Source organism: Methylobacterium sp. J-048 (genome assembly GCF_022829515.1).
Taxonomy (GTDB): domain Bacteria; phylum Pseudomonadota; class Alphaproteobacteria; order Rhizobiales; family Beijerinckiaceae; genus Methylobacterium.
Genome location: NZ_JAKSYL010000187.1, coordinates 1 through 15,989, shown reverse-complemented (window position 1 = coordinate 15,989; position 15,989 = coordinate 1). Strand labels below are relative to the sequence as shown.

Annotated in this window: 14 protein-coding genes; 5 read left to right on the top strand and 9 right to left on the bottom strand. The window is 69.5% G+C overall.

What is annotated here, in order from left to right; all coding sequences use genetic code 11:
* Positions 1-520 precede the first annotated feature (520 nt).
* The 7 genes from MKL09_RS19100 to MKL09_RS19070 form a co-directional block, all read right to left on the bottom strand.
* Positions 521-1,420 (bottom strand): sugar phosphate isomerase/epimerase family protein, encoded by a 900-nt coding sequence (locus MKL09_RS19100; protein ID WP_244022716.1) that lies wholly within the window; start codon positions 1,418-1,420, stop codon positions 521-523.
* A gap of 5 nt (positions 1,421-1,425) precedes the next feature.
* Positions 1,426-2,295, bottom strand: a complete 870-nt coding sequence (aroD, locus tag MKL09_RS19095) for a type I 3-dehydroquinate dehydratase (RefSeq protein ID WP_244022714.1) — start codon at positions 2,293-2,295, stop codon at positions 1,426-1,428.
* A 178-nt stretch (positions 2,296-2,473) separates the two neighbouring features.
* Positions 2,474-2,959, bottom strand: coding sequence for a 30S ribosomal protein S9 (gene rpsI / locus MKL09_RS19090; protein ID WP_244022712.1), 486 nt, complete (start codon positions 2,957-2,959; stop codon positions 2,474-2,476).
* A 2-nt stretch (positions 2,960-2,961) separates the two neighbouring features.
* Positions 2,962-3,423 (bottom strand): 50S ribosomal protein L13, encoded by a 462-nt coding sequence (rplM, locus tag MKL09_RS19085; protein ID WP_147855873.1) that lies wholly within the window; start codon positions 3,421-3,423, stop codon positions 2,962-2,964.
* 214 nt (positions 3,424-3,637) lie between these two features.
* A complete protein-coding gene (locus MKL09_RS19080) occupies positions 3,638-4,240 on the bottom strand; it encodes a CoA-binding protein (RefSeq protein ID WP_244022710.1) in 603 nt (200 codons plus the stop codon).
* Between the two features lie 225 nt (positions 4,241-4,465).
* Positions 4,466-5,770 (bottom strand): nucleotide sugar dehydrogenase, encoded by a 1,305-nt coding sequence (locus tag MKL09_RS19075; protein ID WP_244022708.1) that lies wholly within the window; start codon positions 5,768-5,770, stop codon positions 4,466-4,468.
* A gap of 163 nt (positions 5,771-5,933) precedes the next feature.
* Complete coding sequence (locus MKL09_RS19070; protein WP_244022705.1) at positions 5,934-7,352, bottom strand: M20 family metallopeptidase; 1,419 nt, start codon at positions 7,350-7,352, stop codon at positions 5,934-5,936.
* A gap of 400 nt (positions 7,353-7,752) precedes the next feature.
* Here MKL09_RS19070 and MKL09_RS19065 point away from each other — a divergent pair, with 400 nt between their 5' ends.
* The 4 genes from MKL09_RS19065 (at position 7,753) to MKL09_RS19050 (ending at position 13,502) form a co-directional block, all read left to right on the top strand.
* Complete coding sequence (locus tag MKL09_RS19065; RefSeq protein ID WP_244022703.1) at positions 7,753-9,543, top strand: peptide ABC transporter substrate-binding protein; 1,791 nt, start codon at positions 7,753-7,755, stop codon at positions 9,541-9,543.
* A 34-nt stretch (positions 9,544-9,577) separates the two neighbouring features.
* Positions 9,578-10,537 carry an ABC transporter permease gene (locus tag MKL09_RS19060; RefSeq protein ID WP_244022701.1) on the top strand — a complete coding sequence of 320 codons (960 nt, stop codon included), beginning with the start codon at positions 9,578-9,580 and terminating at the stop codon, positions 10,535-10,537.
* Positions 10,503-11,435 carry an ABC transporter permease gene (locus MKL09_RS19055; RefSeq protein ID WP_244022699.1) on the top strand — a complete coding sequence of 311 codons (933 nt, stop codon included), beginning with the start codon at positions 10,503-10,505 and terminating at the stop codon, positions 11,433-11,435. The genes MKL09_RS19060 and MKL09_RS19055 overlap by 35 nt, the downstream gene beginning before the upstream one ends.
* Positions 11,436-11,651: 216 nt before the next feature.
* Positions 11,652-13,502: an ABC transporter ATP-binding protein gene (locus MKL09_RS19050; protein WP_244022697.1), complete on the top strand. Its 1,851-nt coding sequence runs from the start codon at positions 11,652-11,654 to the stop codon at positions 13,500-13,502.
* 111 nt (positions 13,503-13,613) lie between these two features.
* Here MKL09_RS19050 and MKL09_RS19045 read toward each other — a convergent pair whose 3' ends face one another.
* Positions 13,614-14,177 carry a hypothetical protein gene (locus MKL09_RS19045; RefSeq protein WP_244022696.1) on the bottom strand — a complete coding sequence of 188 codons (564 nt, stop codon included), beginning with the start codon at positions 14,175-14,177 and terminating at the stop codon, positions 13,614-13,616.
* A 330-nt stretch (positions 14,178-14,507) separates the two neighbouring features.
* A complete protein-coding gene (locus tag MKL09_RS19040; protein WP_244022694.1) occupies positions 14,508-14,663 on the bottom strand; it encodes a hypothetical protein in 156 nt (51 codons plus the stop codon).
* A 370-nt stretch (positions 14,664-15,033) separates the two neighbouring features.
* Here MKL09_RS19040 and MKL09_RS19035 point away from each other — a divergent pair, with 370 nt between their 5' ends.
* Positions 15,034-15,198 carry a hypothetical protein gene (locus tag MKL09_RS19035; RefSeq protein WP_244022791.1) on the top strand — a complete coding sequence of 55 codons (165 nt, stop codon included), beginning with the start codon at positions 15,034-15,036 and terminating at the stop codon, positions 15,196-15,198.
* Positions 15,199-15,989 lie beyond the last annotated feature (791 nt).

The following is a 15,989-nucleotide window of genomic DNA, read 5'->3' as shown; positions in this document are numbered from 1 at the left end:
CTTAGGTCAGTAATCGGGTGGCGTGGTGCGCGGTGCATACAGTCACCCGTCCAGACTCTTTGGATGAGCGGCTGGGCGGACCGTCATCGCGACGCCACGGTACACGACAGGGGCAGCCTTCGGCTTTATCGGCGCTCGTCCAACCCAACCCCCTCATCCTGAGGTGGCGACGCGCAGCGGCGCCCTCGAAGGAGCCCTCCAGGGATCGCGTGGCTTGCCGGAGGGCTCCTTCGAGGCTCGCTTCGCTCACACCTCGGGATGAGGGGGGGTTGGAGGAGCGCCGATCAGGATCGGACCGACGGTTGTGTCCGCTCGGCCGACCGCTGCTCCAAGGCAGTGTCGTGTACCGTGTCGCAACGATGCGAAACGACTCCCGGTTTTTGATTGGTGCGCTCGCTTGCGCCGAACCGGTGTCCACTTCGGCGGCGCGCGCTCCGCGAATGCGGCGGATCCCGGGCTTGCTCCGCCGCGCTCGCACGAACGTCCGCGGTAGGCTCCGTTCAACAAATCGCGAAAAACCCTACAGAGCGCCCTCGGACAGCAGCTTCTGCAGCGCCCCGTAAGCCTGCTTCGCGACACCCTCGGGCGACTCAGCCTTGAGCCGATCGTTGAACACCTCCAGCCCGACCGGCCCGCGGTAACCGATCGCGCTGAGCTTTCCGACGAGGCTCGCAAGCGGCAGGCGCCCGTCGCCCGGGAGCAGGCGCGCGTGCCGGGCCACCTCCCGGTAATCCGACGGCTGCACCGGGCCGGGGATATCGGAGAACTGGACGAGGAAGATCCGCTCGGGCGGAATGTCGCCGAGGATCGTCGGCGTCTCGCCGCGGACGAACAGGTGGTAGCTGTCGACCACGATCCCGGCATGGCGCGGATCGAGGTTGCGGATCGTCGCCCAGGCGCCGGCCAGCGACGGATTGAGCGTGCTCCAGGCCAGGCCCTCGTAGGCGATCCGCAGGCTGCGGCGGCGCGCCTCGTCCACCAGCCAGACCAGATCCTCGGTGATGCGGGCCGGATCGCAATCGGGGTCGGTGGAAGCGGGGGCGAGCAGCGTGGAGGCGCCCGCCGCCGCCGCGGTGTCGAGCATGGTCAGGGCCTCGGCCCGCTTGGCGGCGCGCTTGTCGCCCGGCGCCCCGTCGAAATCGAGCAGTACCTGATAGTCGGTGAAGCCAAGGCCGATCTCGTTGACGAGGGCGCGCACGCCCGCCGCTCCACCTTCGGCGCGGGCCACGTCGGTGGTCCAGAGCTCGACCTGGGCGAAGCCGGCGGCCCGGGCGGCGCGGAGCTTCTGCTCCGGCGAGCCGCCGAGCAGCACGGTGTTGATGAAGCTGGGGCCGGGCAGCAGGGGCGCCGCCGAGGCTCGACCGACCGCAAGGCCGAGACCGAGGCCGATCCCGGTGGCGAGGAAGCTACGTCTGTTCATCCGTATCAAGGCTCCAGGGCGCGGCCGAGCGCGTCGATGACGGATCGCAGATCTGCCACGTCCATCTGGCCTGGAGCTGAGGCCGCCCCGACCTTGCCGAAGGTCGCTGCCGAGCCGAACACCGCGCCGGAGACCCGCGTCACCGCGCCGAGCCCGCCCATCGCCATGGTCAGGAGCAGCTGGTCGGGGTGGCGGGACCGCATCTGCCGGGTCGCATCGAGCAGCCGGATCACGTCGCCCGCATCCTTGGGCATCACGGCGAGCTTGCAGATGTCGGCGCCCCGGGCGGCCTGCTCTTCGAGGAGGGCCAGCAGGCTCTCGGTCGGCGGCGTGCCGGCGAAATCGTGGTGCGAGAGCAGGACCGCCACGCCCGCACCCTGCGCGCGCCTTTGAACGGCGGCGACCGCGGGCGCCTCCAGCAGGGCGAATTCGATGTCGATCAGGTCCACGGCCTTGGTGTCGAGCAGGGCCTGGTAGATAGCCGCATAGCGGGGCGCCTCGATCGCGGTCTCGCCGCCCTCGCGTTTCGTCCGGAAGGTCGCGAGCAGCGGCTTGCCGCCGATGGAAGCCGCGACCGGCGCCACCAGGGCGGCCGAGGCGGCGGGGTCGAGGGCCTCGGCGAGGTGATCGACCCGCAGCTCGACGATGTCGATTTCGGGCCGCCCCGCGAGCGCACGGGCCTGCTCCAGCACGGCCTCCGGCGTCTTGCCGGCGAGCGAGACGATGATCTTGGGCCGGCCCTCGCCGATCGCGAGACCCTTCACCCGGACGACGCCACCCGGGGCGGCCCCTGCCGGGGCCGGTCCCGCCAGGGCGAGCAGGGCCGCCCCGCCGGCCCCGGCTGCGAGGAGGTCACGTCGCTTGAGGTCGGCCATCGTGTCGGTCCCGTCTTCCGGATGCCGCGAGCCGCGCGCGATTCGCCCGCGCGCTTCGCAGCCCGTGAACGGCCGCGCTCGGGTGCCGCCGTCAACCCCGGCGCAGACCGGCCCGAACACGAAAAAGGGCGGCTCCCGCAGGAACCGCCCTCCCCCAAACTGTCGATGAAACCGCGGCTTAGCGCTTCGAGAACTGGAAGCTGCGGCGGGCCTTCTTGCGGCCGTACTTCTTGCGCTCGACCACGCGGGCGTCGCGGGTGAGGAAGCCTTCGCGCTTCAGCGGCGCGCGCAGCTCCGGCTCGTAATAGGTCAGCGCCTTCGAGAGGCCGTGGCGCACGGCGCCGGCCTGACCCGAGAGACCGCCGCCGGCGACCGTGACGTTGATGTCGTACTGGTCGACGCGGTTGGCGATCTCCAGCGGCTGACGCAGGATCATGCGCAGCACCGGACGGGCGAAGTAGACCTCGACCGGACGCTTGTTGATCGTGACCGCGCCGGTGCCCGGCTTGATCCAGACGCGAGCGACCGCGTCCTTGCGCTTGCCGGTGGCGTAGGCCCGGCCCTGCGCGTCCAGCTTCTGGACGTGGATCGGAGCCTCGTTGGCGGGATCGACGGCGCCGGTATTCGCCTGGTTGAGGTCGGCGAGGGACTGGAGGGTCGCCATGATCAAGCGCTCACATTCTTGCGGTTGAGGGCGCCGACGTCGAGCGCCTGCGGCTGCTGGGCCACGTGCGGGTGCTCGGCGCCCTTGTAGACGCGGAGGTTGCCGAGGATCTGCCGGAAGAGCGGGCCGCGGGGCAGCATGCGCTCGACGGCCTTCTCGACCACGCGCTCGGGGAAGCGCCCTTCGAGGATGAACTTGGCCGTGCGATCCTTGATGCCGCCCGGATAGCCGGTGTGGTAGTAGTAACGCTTCTGCACGTACTTGCGGCCGGTGAACTTCACCTTGTCCGCGTTGACGACGATCACGTGATCACCGCAATCGACGTGGGGCGTGTAGGCGGCCTTGTGCTTGCCGCGCAGGCGCATGGCGACGATCGACGCGAGACGGCCGACGACGAGGCCCTCCGCGTCGATCACGATCCACTTCTTGTCGACCTCGGCGGGTTTTAGCGAGGTGGTCTTCATGGTGAAATCCCAGGGTTCCGACGCGCCGGACACCGACGGATCGGTGCGCTGAAGCTTCGGGGTGCCGAAAAACGAGCCGCCGCGTGGGGACACGCGGCGGCGACGGCCGGTGGATAGCCGGGGACACCCGGTACGTCAACTGATTAAATCGAAATCCCGAAAACGTCTTTTCGTGCAAAGACTTCGCGTTAGTGGTATCATGATACCGCGCTGGTCATTCCGGGCGCTTGCCCCGCTCGGCGATGGTGAGCCGCTGGACGCCCCGGCCGGCCAGAACCGGCTTCCGCGCGGTCAGGATGCGCGAGTTCACCCCGGTCCAGCCGATCTCCCCCGAGAGCCGGCCGTACTCGATCTTCGGGCAGCGGTTCATGATCACCGTGAGCCCGCGCGCCTCGGCCCGGGCGGCGGCCGCGTCGTCGCGCACGCCGAGCTGCATCCAGATCACCTTGGGCAGCGGGTCGAGGGCGAGCGCCTCGTCCACCAGGGGGCCGGCGGCGGCGGAATTGCGGAAGATCTCGACCATGTCGATCGGCTCCGGGATCTCGGCGAGGGTGGCCACCACCCGCAGCCCGAGCAGGTCCTGCCCGGCGAGGCCCGGATTGACCGGGGTGACCGCGTAGCCCCGGTCGAGCAGGTATTTCAGCACGATCCAGCTCGGGCGGGCCGGGTTCGCAGAGGCGCCGACCAGGGCGATCGTGCGCGTGTCGGTCAGGATCTTTCGGATTTGCGCCTCGGGATAGCGCGCGTGCCAGGTGGCGAAATCCGGATCCGGCGCGTCCAAGGGTGGCGTCCCTTGACTTTCATTGGTCTGGTGCATGCCCGCCGCTCCCGCCGTACCATACGGTTTCCTGCCAACGCGCTCGGCCTATCGACCCGCGCCGTCATCGCGAGCGCAGCGAAGCGACCCAGGGACACGCTACGGTCTGGGATCGCGCGCCGCCCTAGGTTGCTTCGCTGCGCTCGCAATGACGGTGAGAGCACAGCGAGTCTGTCAACGGGAGCCCCATCATCGCAGGGCCATGGTTCGCGCGGAAGGGGATTGTCAGAGCCGCCAGACCGCGTGCCCCAGCGCCCGGAACGCGTCCGCCTCGTAGAGCGCCTTCACGTCGACGATCAGGCCCCCGGGCCTGAGCCGGGCGGCGATCTCCGCAGGCGGACGCTCGGCATAGTCCCGGTGCGGCACCGCCACCACCACGGCGTCGGCCCCGTCGGGCAGGTCGGCCCAGTCGACGAGGTCGATGCCGTACTCGGCCCTCGCCTCCTCCTTGCGGGCGCGGGGATCGTGGACCGAGACGGCGCAGCCGAATTCCGCCAGCTCCCGGACCAGGTCGGCGACCTTGGAATTGCGCAGGTCCGAACAGTTCTCCTTGAAGGTCAGGCCGAGCACGATGACCTTCGCACCCCCGGCACTGCCACCCTGCCGGACGATCAGCTTGACGGTCTTGCGGGCGACATGGGCCGCCATGCTGTCGTTGATCCGCCGCCCGGCCAGGATCACCTGCGGGTGGTGGCCGACCATCGCGGCCTTGTGGGTCAGGTAATAGGGATCGACCCCGATGCAGTGGCCGCCGACCAGCCCCGGGCGGAACGGCAGAAAATTCCACTTGGTGCCGGCGGCCCGGAGCACCTCTTGGGTGTCGAGGTCGAGCTTGTCGAAGATCTGCGACAGCTCGTTCATCAGCGCGATGTTCAGGTCGCGCTGGGTGTTCTCGATGACCTTGGCGGCCTCGGCGACACGGATCGACGAGGTGGCGTGGATTCCGGCCTCGATGATCGTCCCGTAGAGCGCGGTGAGCCGCGCCAGCGTCTCCGGGGTGTCGCCGGCCACGATCTTCACGACCTTGGCGAGGCTGTGCTCCCGGTCGCCGGGATTGATCCGCTCGGGCGAGTAGCCGACGTGAAAACCCGCCTTCCAGCGCAGGCCGGAATGCCGCTCCAGCACGGGCACGCAGACCTCCTCGGTGGCGCCGGGATAGACCGTGGATTCGAACACCACGATCGCCCCGTGCCGCATGTGCCGCCCGACCAGCGCCGAGGCCTCGGTGAGCAGGCTGAAATCCGGGCTCTGGGCGTCGTCCACCGGGGTCGGCACCGTGACGATGATCACGTCGGCCTCCGACAGGGCCGTCGGGTCGTCGGTGATCGCCAGGCGGGTTGCGGCGCGGAACGCAGCCGGCTCGATCTCCCCGGCCGGGTCGATTCCGTCCCGGTAGGCCGCGACCTTGGCGGGGGCACGCTCGTAGCCGATCGTGCGCAGGCCCTGCCCGAACGCCAGGGCGAGCGGCAGCCCGACATAGCCCAGGCCGACGATGGCCACGCAGGTCGTTTCGGTAGGGGTGACGTCCATCGGTGATGCCGTGCGAGGCGCGTGCCGCCCGGATCCAGTCATACCCGCTCGCGGCGGGTTCCGGTATGCGGGGGCGGTGAGGGCGCATCGCCTTCATGGCAGGCGCCCACCCTCCCCCGCAAAGGGGGAGGGAAACGTGCGCGTGTGGCCGACGACCGGCCCTCTACCCCACCGACATCCGCAGCGGCGGCGCCACCTCCGGGGGCAGGGGCGAGACGTAGCCGGCGGCGCCGACCCGGCGGGCGAGGTCCGCCTTGGCGGCCGCGCGCAGGGCCGGGTCGGTGAGCGCCAGGGCGCCGGTGGCGGCCATCGCCTTGGCGACCTGGACCATCGCCTTGTGGGCGGCCGGGCTGCGCCCCTGGGCCACCACCTGCCAGGTGTGGAACGGCGTGCCCACCGCCACGGTCGGCGCGTGGGCCTGCACGGTCGGCACCACCCAGCTCACGTCGCCGACATCGGTGGAGCCCACCGCCGGGTTGCGCGGGGCGTCGAGCGGCACCAAAAAGTCGGCGAGCGGCGCCTCGGTGCGCGGCAGCCCGATGGCGCGGAACACGGCATCGATGTCGCCGTCGCTGAGCGTGGACCGGATCTCAGTGGCGAAGGCCCGGTCGGTCGCGTCGAAATGTGGGGGCCCGAGCTCCTCCATGACCCCGTGGAGCGCCCGCTCCAGCGGGTCGTTGCCCAGGAGGTTCGACACGGCGCTGACGATCCGCACCTCGACGGTGGTCTCGGTCATCAGCGCGGCGCCTTGCGCGACCTTCTTCACCCGTTCGACCAGGGCCAGCATGCCCGGCAGGTCCCGCGCCCGGATCGAGTAGCGCACCCTGGCGCTCGCCTGGACGACGTTGGGGGCGATGCCGCCGGCGTCGAGATAGGCGTAGTGCACCCGTGCGTCCGAGGGCATGTGCTCGCGCATGTAGTTCACCCCGACGCTCATCAGCTCCACCGCGTCGAGCGCCGAGCGGCCGAGATGCGGCGCGGCAGCCGCGTGGGCGGTCCGGCCCGTGAAGACGAAGTCCGCTCGGGTGTTGGCGAGCGCCACCGGGGGCGCCACCTCCCAGAAGCTCCCCGGGTGCCAGGAGATCGCGATGTCGGCATCCGCGAAGGCGCCCGCCCGGACCATGAACGCCTTGGCGGCCCCGCCCTCCTCGGCCGGGCAGCCGTAATAGCGCACGCGGCCCGGGGTGCCGGTCTCGGCCAGCCAATCCTTCACGGCGGTGGCGGCCAGCAAAGCCGCCGCCCCGAGGAGGTTGTGGCCGCAGCCATGGCCGTGGCCGCCCTGTTCCACGGGCCGGTGCTCGGCCACGCCCGCCTCCTGCGACAGGCCCGGCAGCGCGTCGTACTCGCCCAGGAAGGCGATGACCGGACCGCCCTCCCCGGCCTCGCCCATCACCGCGGTGGGGATGCCGGCGACGGGCTCGGTGACGCGAAAGCCCTGGTGGCGCAACTCCGCCGCGTGCTCGGCGCAGGAGCGCGTTTCCGTGTAGCAGACCTCCGGCATGCCCCAGACGCGCTCCGAGAGGGCGATCAGCCGCTCCTTCTGCGCGTCCACGTGGCGCCACACGGTGTTGCGGTTGTCCATCGGGTCGTCTCCGAGCGTGTCGCTGGGCGTGTCGCGCAACCATAGCGGGTGCGGCACCCTGCATGTCAGGCGTTTCCCGGTCTCGTCGCTCGGCCGATCCTTCCACCGTCATCGCGAGTGCAGCGAAGCGACCCAGGGATCCGCTACGGTCCAAGATCGCGCGCTGCCCTGGGTTGCTTCGCTGCGCTCGCAATGACGGGAAGGCCGTTCAAGGTCATCGACCGGAATCCGTATCGGGCACCGTCATGCAGGCCCGGGGCCAGGCTGCCGAGCCCCGGCGCCGACGTTTCGCCCCAAGCGTAACTGGCGCGCGCCTTGCCAAGGGCCTTGCCAAGAGCCTTGCCAAAGCCGCACCCAGAAGGATGGTGTGCGGGCGGCGGCGACAATCAGGGATAGGTGCATGGACGAGCGGGATCTGCGCGGCCTCATCGGGCGGGTGAAGTCGGGCGAGCTGTCGCGACGCGGCTTCGTGCAGCGGATGCTGGCGGTCGGCCTCTCCGCGCCCCTGGCCGGGCTGATGCTGGCCGACAACGGGGTGGCGATGGCCGCCGATCTCCGGGCCGCCTACAAGCCGGCCAAGGCCGGCGGCGGCGGGGCGCTCCGCCTGCTCTGGTGGCAGGCGCCGACGCTGATCAACCCGCATTTCGCCATCGGCACCAAGGACCAGGAGGCCTCGCGGATCTTCTACGAGCCGCTCGCCGCCTGGGACCCGGACGGCAACCTCGTGCCGGTGCTCGCCGCCGAGATCCCGTCCAAGGAGAATGGCGGGCTCGCCGCGGACGGCCGCTCGGTGGTCTGGAAGATCAAGCCGGGCGTGACGTGGCACGACGGCAAGCCGCTCACCGCCGACGACCTCGTCTTCACCTGGGAGTATGCCCGCGACCCTGCCACCGCGGCGGTCACGATCGGCTCCTACAAGGATTGCAAAGTCGAGAAGGTCGACGACCTCAGCATCCGGATCCTGTTCGACAAGCCGACGCCGTACTGGAGCGATGCCTTCGTGGGCACCGTCGGCATGGTGATCCCGAAACACCTGTTTTCCGCCTATACCGGCGCCAAGTCCCGGGACGCGCCGCAGAACCTCGCGCCGGTGGGCACCGGGCCGTACCGGTTCCTCGAATTCCGGCCCGGCGACATCGTCCGCGGCGAGCGCAACCCGACCTATCACCTGCCCAACCGCCCGTATTTCGACAGCGTCGAGATGAAGGGCGGCGGCGACGCGGTCTCGGCGGCCCGGGCCGTGCTCCAGACCGGCGAGTACGACTACGCCTGGAACCTGCTTGTCGAGGACGAGGTGCTCAAGCGCCTGGAGACCGGCGGCAAGGGCCGGGTCGACGTCGTCTACGGCGGCAAGCTCGAGTTCCTGCTGCTCAACACCACCGACCCGAACGTCGAAGTCGATGGCGAGCGGTCCTCGCTCAAGACCAAGCACCCGGCCTTCTCCGACCCGAAGGTCTGCCACGCGATGAACCTGCTGGTCGATCGCAAGTCGATCCAGGACTACATCTACGGCCGCACCGGCCGGGCCACGGCCAATTCGGTCAACGGCCCGGAGCGCTTCGTCTCGAAGACCACCCGCTACGCGTTCGATCCGGCCAAGGCCAACGCGCTCCTCGACGAGGCCGGCTGGGCGAAGGGCTCCGACGGCATCCGGGCCAAGGACGGCAAGCGCCTGAAGCTGCTGTTCCAGACCTCGATCAACGCCCCGCGCCAGAAGACCCAGGCGATCATCAAGCAGGCGGCGGCCAAGGCCGGCATCGAGATCGAGCTGAAATCGGTCACCGGCTCGGTGTTCTTCTCCTCCGACACCGCCAACCCGGACACGTTCCCGCATTTCTACGCGGACATGGAGATGTACGCGATCAGCATGACCCAGGCCGATCCGTCGACCTGGCTGCTCCAGTACGTCTCGTGGGAGGCCGCCACCAAGGAGAACAAGTGGCAGGGCCGCAACATCGCCCGCTGGCGCAATGCGGATTACGACGCGGCCTATAAAGCCGCCCAGGCCGAGCTCGACCCGGTCAAGCGCGCCGCCCTGCTGATCAAGGCCAACGACCTCGCGGTCTCGGAGAACATCCTGCCGCTGGTCCACCGGGCCGAGGTCTCGGGGGTGTCCGCCACGCTCGTGGCGCCGCGCAGCGGCTGGGACAACGACCTGTCGTTCCTGCCCGAATGGAGCCGGGAGGCCTGAGCGGGAGCCGCGCGCCAAGAATCGAGGCACAACAATGGGCGCCTACATCCTGCGCAGGCTCTTGATCGCGATCCCGAGCCTGCTCGGGATCAGCCTGATCCTGTTCGTCGTCCTGGCGCTCGCGCCGGGCGACCCGTTCGGCGAGCTCGCCGCCAACCCCAACGTACCCCCCGAGGTGCGTGCCGCCCTGCGGCTGAAGTTCGGCCTCGATGACCCGATCTTCACCCGCTACCTGCGCTGGCTCTGGGCCATGCTGCACGGGGATTGGGGTTTTTCGTTCGCCAGCCGGGTGAACGTCGACACGCTGATCCTGCAGCGGCTGCCCACCACCCTGTTCGTGGTCGGCTCCTCGCAGATCCTGGCCCTGCTGGTGGCCGTGCCGGTGGGCCTCTACGCCGCCCGCCGGCCCTACTCGCTGGCCGACCAGGTCGCCAACACCCTGGCCTTCGTGGGCTTCTCGCTGCCGACCTTCTTCACCGGCCTGCTGTTCATCCTGCTGTTCTCGATCAAGCTCGGCTGGCTGCCCTTCGTCTACCAGGCGAACCTCCCCGGCACCGGCCTGGCCTGGGCCTGGGAGAGCGTGCGCCAGGCGATCATGCCGGTGGCGGTGCTGGGCTTCTTCCAGGCCGCCTCCTACACCCGCTACGTGCGCGCCTCGGCGCTGGACGTCGCCCGCCTCGACTACGTCACCACCGCCCGGGCCAAGGGGCTCACCGAGGGCACGGTGACCCGCCGGCACATCGCCCGCAACGCCCTGATCCCGGTGGTGACCCTGGTCGCCCTGCAGATCCCGGCGGTGTTCGGCGGCGCCATCGTCACCGAGCAGATCTTCCGGATCCCCGGCATCGGCTCCCTGCTGATCGACGCGATGCTGGCCAACGACACCCCGGTGGTGATGGCCGTGACCTTCGTGTTCGCCGGCCTCGTCGTCCTGTTCAACCTCGTCGCGGACCTGCTCTATGGCTGGCTCGACCCTCGCATCGCCCTCCGTTGAGGCGCCCCCCCTTCCCCGCGCTCCGGCCTCGCCCGGGCGGGAGACCTGGCGGCGGTTCCGCCGGCACCGGCTGGCGCTGGCGAGCGTCGCCGTGCTGGCGGTGCTGGTCGGCGGCGTGCTGTTCGGCGCCCTGGTCTGGCCGCTCGCCATCGACGACATCGACTTCTCGGCCCAGCTCCAGGGTCCGTCCTGGGCGCATCCGTTCGGCACCGACGATCTCGGCCAGGACCTCCTCGCCCGGATGATCTATGGCGGCCGGATCTCGCTGGCGGTGGGCTTCGCCGCCATGGCGGTGGCGAGCCTGATCGGAATCGTGGTCGGGGCGCTCGCCGGCATGTCGCGCCGGCTGCTCGACCCGGCCCTGATGTGGCTGACCGACCTGTTCCTGTCCCTGCCGCAGCTGCCGTTGCTGCTGCTGGTGATCTACCTGTTCCGCGACAGCCTGAAGGCCGTGTTCGGGGTCCAGGGCGGCGTCTTCCTCATGATCGTCGCGGTGATCGGGGGCCTGCGCTGGATGCCGGTCGCCCGGCTGGTGCGGGCGCAGTTCCTGACGCTCCGCGAGAAGGAGTTCGTCGAGGCGGCCCGCTCGCAGGGGGCCACCACCGGGCACCTCGTGCGCCGCCACATCCTGCCGAACGCGCTCGGGCCGGTGATCGTAGCCGCCTCCATCGAGGTCTCGGCGGCGATCATCGCGGAATCGACCCTCTCGTTCCTCGGCCTCGGCTTCCCCCCGGACATCCCGACCTGGGGCCGGCTGCTGTTCGACGCCAAAGACCATCTCGACGTCGCCCCGCACTGGGCGCTGTTTCCCGGCGGCGCGATTTTTTTGACGGTCCTGTCGATCAACTTCATCGGCGACGGCCTGCGCGACGCCCTCGACCCGCGCCGGGTGTTTTGAAGTGGGGCAGCCTGCCGTGGGATCTTCCACCCGCCCCCCTCATCCTGAGGTGCCCGGCGATCACAGATCGCCGGGCCTCGAAGGAGCCCTCCAGCCGGCCGCGCGATCCCTGGAGGGCTCCTTCGAGGCCTCCGCTGCGCTTCGGCACCTCAGGATGAGGTGGCGGGCAGGAGGCGCGGAGCCGCATGAAACCAAGCTGAGTCAGGAGCCAAGGCCGTGACGGACCCGATCCTGTCGGTGCGCGACCTCACCGCCGCCTTCCGCTCGGACGGGCGATGGCGCGAGGTGGTGCATGGCGTTGCCTTCGACATCGGCCCCCGGGAGACCGTGGCGCTGGTCGGCGAATCCGGCTCCGGCAAGAGCGTCAGCGCGCTGTCGATCATGCGCCTGCTCGCCCGGGACGCGAGCCGCATCGGCGGCAGCGTGCGCTTCGAAGGCCGGGAATTGCTCACCGCCTCCGAGGCCGAGATGCGCCGGGTCCGGGGCGATTCCATCGCCATGATCTTCCAGGAGCCGATGACCTCCCTGAACCCGGTCCTGACCATCGGCTTCCAGATCGCCGAGGCGCTGATCCGGCACCGGGGCCTGTCGCGGTCCGCCGCCGAGGCCGAGGTGGTCCGGCTGCTCGACAAGGTCCGGATCCCGGGCGCCCGGTCGCGGATCCATCAATACCCGCACCTGTTCTCCGGCGGCATGCGCCAGCGGGTGATGATCGCCATGGCGCTGGCCTGCCGGCCCAGGCTGCTGATCGCCGACGAGCCGACCACGGCGCTCGACGTGACCATCCAGGCCCAGATCCTCGACCTGATCAAGAGCCTCCAGGATGAGGAGGGCATGTCGGTCCTGTTCATCACCCACGACATGGGCGTGGTCGCCGAGATCGCCGACCGCACGGTGGTGATGTATCGCGGCCGCGCCGTGGAGGCCGGCCCCACCGCCCGGATTTTCTCCGCGCCCGAGGATCCCTACACCCGGGCGCTGCTCGCCGCCGTGCCGCGGCTCGGCGCCATGGCGGGCCGGGCCCGGCCGATGCGCTTTCCCGTGATCGACCGGGCCACCGGCGTCGCCGAGCCGACGCCCGAGACCCCCGACACCGTCAAGGCCGCCGAGCGCCCGGTCCTGGAGGTCCGCGACCTGACCACCCGGTTCGAGATCCGCTCCGGCCTGTTCGGGCGGGTGACCGGCCGCGTCCACGCGGTGGAGCGGGTCTCGTTCAGCCTCGCGGCCGGGGAGACCCTGGCGCTGGTCGGCGAATCCGGCTGCGGCAAGTCCACCACCGGCCGCTCGATCCTGCGCCTGGTCGAGCCGCTCTCCGGCTCGGTCCTGCTCGACGGCGAGGACATCGCGAGCCTCGATGCCAAGGCCCTGCGCACCCGCCGCCAGCGGATGCAGATGATCTTCCAGGACCCGTTCGCCAGCCTCGATCCGCGGATGAGCGTCGGTGCCGCGGTGGCCGAGCCCCTGCTGATCAACCGCCTCGCCAACCGCCGGGAGGCGCGGGAGCGGGCCGAGGCGCTGCTGACCCGGGTCGGCCTGCCGGCCGAGGCTGCCGGGCGCTTCCCGCACGAATTCTCCGGCGGCCAGCGCCAGCGGATCTGCATCGCCCGGGCGCTGGCGCTGCGCCCCCGCCTGATCGTCGCCGACGAGGCGGTCTCGGCGCTCGATGTCTCGGTGAAGGCGCAGGTGGTCAACCTGATGCTCGACCTGCAGGCCGAGATGGGCCTCGCCTACCTGTTCATCTCCCACGACATGGCCGTGGTCGAGCGGGTGAGCCACCGGGTCGCCGTGATGTATCTCGGCGAGATCGTGGAGATCGGCCCGCGGGCGGCCGTGTTCGGCGACCCGCAGCACCCCTACACGAAGAAGCTGCTCGCCGCCGTCCCGGTCCCCGACCCGGCCCGCCGCCGGGACCGCCACGCCCTGCCGGACGACGAGATCCGCAGTCCGATCCGGGCGCCGGACTACGTCGCGCCGGAGCGGCTCTACCGGGAGGTCTCCCCGGGCCACGTGGTGCAACAATGGGGCGCCGACTGGGAGGCCGCCACGACGCGGGTCGCGGCGGCGTGAGGCCAGGGCATCGTCCCGAAAGGTGGCCTCCGGCTTTCGGAAGACGACGATGCAAATCAAAAAGCCAGCGCATCGTCCTGATTCCGATGCCCAGGACGATGCGCTGGCCGCCTACTTCGCGTCCGCGACGGTGTTCTGAAAGCTGTAGCTGCCGAGCTTCTCGCCGGTGACCTGCACGGCCCCCTCGGTGAGGGTGGTCAGCCGCCGGGAGCGGATCTTCATGGTGCCGGTCAGCCCCGCGAACTTGCCGGTGCCGCCGATCCATTCGCCGGTCCCCTCGGTGGCCGCAGCCAGCGGCTGGACGGGATAGTCCCACTTCTCGAAGACGTGATCGCCGTCGGCATCGACGTAGTCGCAATAGCCGTGATTCTCGAAGGTCTTGGCGTCGTTGTCGACGGTCGGCGCCGAGGTGCAGCGCCCGGCCATGTTGTGCAGGAGCTTGCCGTTCGATTCGTTGACGGCGGTCATCATGTTGATCGTCGCCGAGGCCGTGCGGTTGTTGCCGATCATGACCGGCTTCGGCGCCACCGGCGTGGTCGACGTGTAGGTGACGCGGAACTCGCCCTGCCGGGGCATGTCCTCGGCCAGCGCGGCCGTGGCGCACAGGAGCGTTGCGCAGAGCAGGACCGGCGCCTGCGTGATGATCGACGCGACTGGAGCGTGTTTCCGCTGCATGAGAACCTCCCGTGTGCGGCCCGTTCGTCGGCAGCCGACAGGGCGCCCTCCGAAGGTACATTCGGCCCGAACGAATCATTGTCCGCATGCGAATGCTGCATCCGGATCGAGAAATGTTCAATAGTCACGGCGATGTCTGTGTCGAATATTTATTAATCTGCCGATCTTCAAGTGATCGATCACGCCTCCGGTGCTCGAAAGCACCGCCGGCCCATCTCGACACGATCGGGTCTGGTCTGCCGACGCGGCAGTCGGAGACCGACCGGCCCGAGCCCGGAAGCAGACAGCAGGCGGAGCGCGTCCGAACGCCCCGGCTCAGGCCGTGCACGCCTATCCCTTGGCGACGCACACGGTGATCGCGGAGGCTCCGGCATAGGGGCGGTCGGCCTGCGTGATCGCCTTGGCCGCTGCCTCGCAGGCGTCCTTGGTGTTGAACTCGACGGACCCGATCGCGGAGCCGGATCCGGCCAGCATGATGATGAGCACGTAGACCAATGCATCCGCCCCGGTGCGAGGATGCCGCCGAGGCCATCGAACGCCGCCCGCGCATCCCGTACGGGCGGCTTGTCGGGATCATCAGGCGCAGGGCCGCGATGAACGCCGTCAACCTGCTGATAAGTAGAGGGTTTTGCGAGTCAGATGGCGGAGGGAGCGTCCGCCAATGTTGTCTAAATTATTGTTTTCTGACATGCATTTAGCTCCATAGGTTGGTTTTATACCCACGTTTGCATCCACATCCGTAGCGCGGAACGGCCCGAACGCTTGCGAACTGTGGCGAACGACTCCCCTCCCCTGCGCGGAATGCGCGAGCGGCGTTCGATGGGGTAAGAGACACCCTCGAACCGAGGAGGATGCGTTGGTCTACGTGCTCATCATTATGCTGGCCGGATCGGGCGCGTCGGTCGGATCCGTCGAGTTCAACACCAAGGAAGCCTGCCAAGCGGCAGCCAAGGCGATCGCCGATGCTGGCCGACCTTTCGCTGGTGCCTCCGCGATCACGGTGTGTGCCGCGAAGGGGTGAGCCCCCACGGGATGCGTGAGCTGCGTTCGTGAGGAGTCGCATGCATTTTGCATTCACTTCTAGGTCGGCTTGGTCTCCGGCCGTCCACGCTCGCTCCGAACCGTCTCAACCAAGGTTGGGGCGGGCGTGGATGCCAAGGGGGTAGCGTTTCGCGACCCCCTGATGGTCACCCACCGAGCGGGTACCTCTAAGCTCAACTTAGCCTTCGCCAGCTTGGCGAACCCTCGGCCGACCGAGTCGCCAAGTTTGCGACTTGAACCGACGCGAGCGCCAACTTGGCGCCTGCGTTCGACGCAACCGCAGAATTGCGGCTGCATCCGCTGGTGTCGCCAACTTGGCGACACCTACCGGCACAGCACCGGCATCGGCGGGATCGCCGGCCCGCCTCCGAGCGTGCGCGGGATCGGGCCACGACCCACCGCGATCCGCGTCCGCAGACTCCGGGTGGCGTAGTATTTCGCCCTGCCCCTGTCGTGGGTGCGCCGGCGGACCCGCCTCGTTCTGCACCACCGACAGATTCCAGCCGAGGGTCGCGGCATCGGTGGGCCGCTGTCTGCACGCCGTGGTCAGGTTGTTCATGCGCGTTGTGCATTTCGTGGGTGGCACGGCGGTCCCGCATCGTGTGCTACCATGCCACCGCGATGATGAACGGGCTGATCAGGCGCATGGCTTCCTCCCCAACATCGCGTCCATATTCCCAAGCAGATCGGCGCGTGCCCAAGCGACGGTCATGCCGTACCGGTAGCGATGCTTGATCTCTACCAATCTGAGCAGGCCGCTGTCGCGACTGG

What these genes read in the sequence shown, in the direction of transcription:
- MKL09_RS19100 (WP_244022716.1), bottom strand. Translation starts at nt 1,420, where the DNA reads ATGAACAGACGTAGCTTCCTCGCCACCGGGATCGGCCTCGGTCTCGGC.
- aroD (WP_244022714.1), bottom strand. Translation starts at nt 2,295, where the DNA reads ATGGCCGACCTCAAGCGACGTGACCTCCTCGCAGCCGGGGCCGGCGGG.
- rpsI (WP_244022712.1), bottom strand. Translation starts at nt 2,959, where the DNA reads ATGGCGACCCTCCAGTCCCTCGCCGACCTCAACCAGGCGAATACCGGC.
- rplM (WP_147855873.1), bottom strand. Translation starts at nt 3,423, where the DNA reads ATGAAGACCACCTCGCTAAAACCCGCCGAGGTCGACAAGAAGTGGATC.
- MKL09_RS19080 (WP_244022710.1), bottom strand. Translation starts at nt 4,240, where the DNA reads ATGCACCAGACCAATGAAAGTCAAGGGACGCCACCCTTGGACGCGCCG.
- MKL09_RS19075 (WP_244022708.1), bottom strand. Translation starts at nt 5,770, where the DNA reads ATGGACGTCACCCCTACCGAAACGACCTGCGTGGCCATCGTCGGCCTG.
- MKL09_RS19070 (WP_244022705.1), bottom strand. Translation starts at nt 7,352, where the DNA reads ATGGACAACCGCAACACCGTGTGGCGCCACGTGGACGCGCAGAAGGAG.
- MKL09_RS19065 (WP_244022703.1), top strand. Translation starts at nt 7,753, where the DNA reads ATGGACGAGCGGGATCTGCGCGGCCTCATCGGGCGGGTGAAGTCGGGC.
- MKL09_RS19060 (WP_244022701.1), top strand. Translation starts at nt 9,578, where the DNA reads ATGGGCGCCTACATCCTGCGCAGGCTCTTGATCGCGATCCCGAGCCTG.
- MKL09_RS19055 (WP_244022699.1), top strand. Translation starts at nt 10,503, where the DNA reads ATGGCTGGCTCGACCCTCGCATCGCCCTCCGTTGAGGCGCCCCCCCTT.
- MKL09_RS19045 (WP_244022696.1), bottom strand. Translation starts at nt 14,177, where the DNA reads ATGCAGCGGAAACACGCTCCAGTCGCGTCGATCATCACGCAGGCGCCG.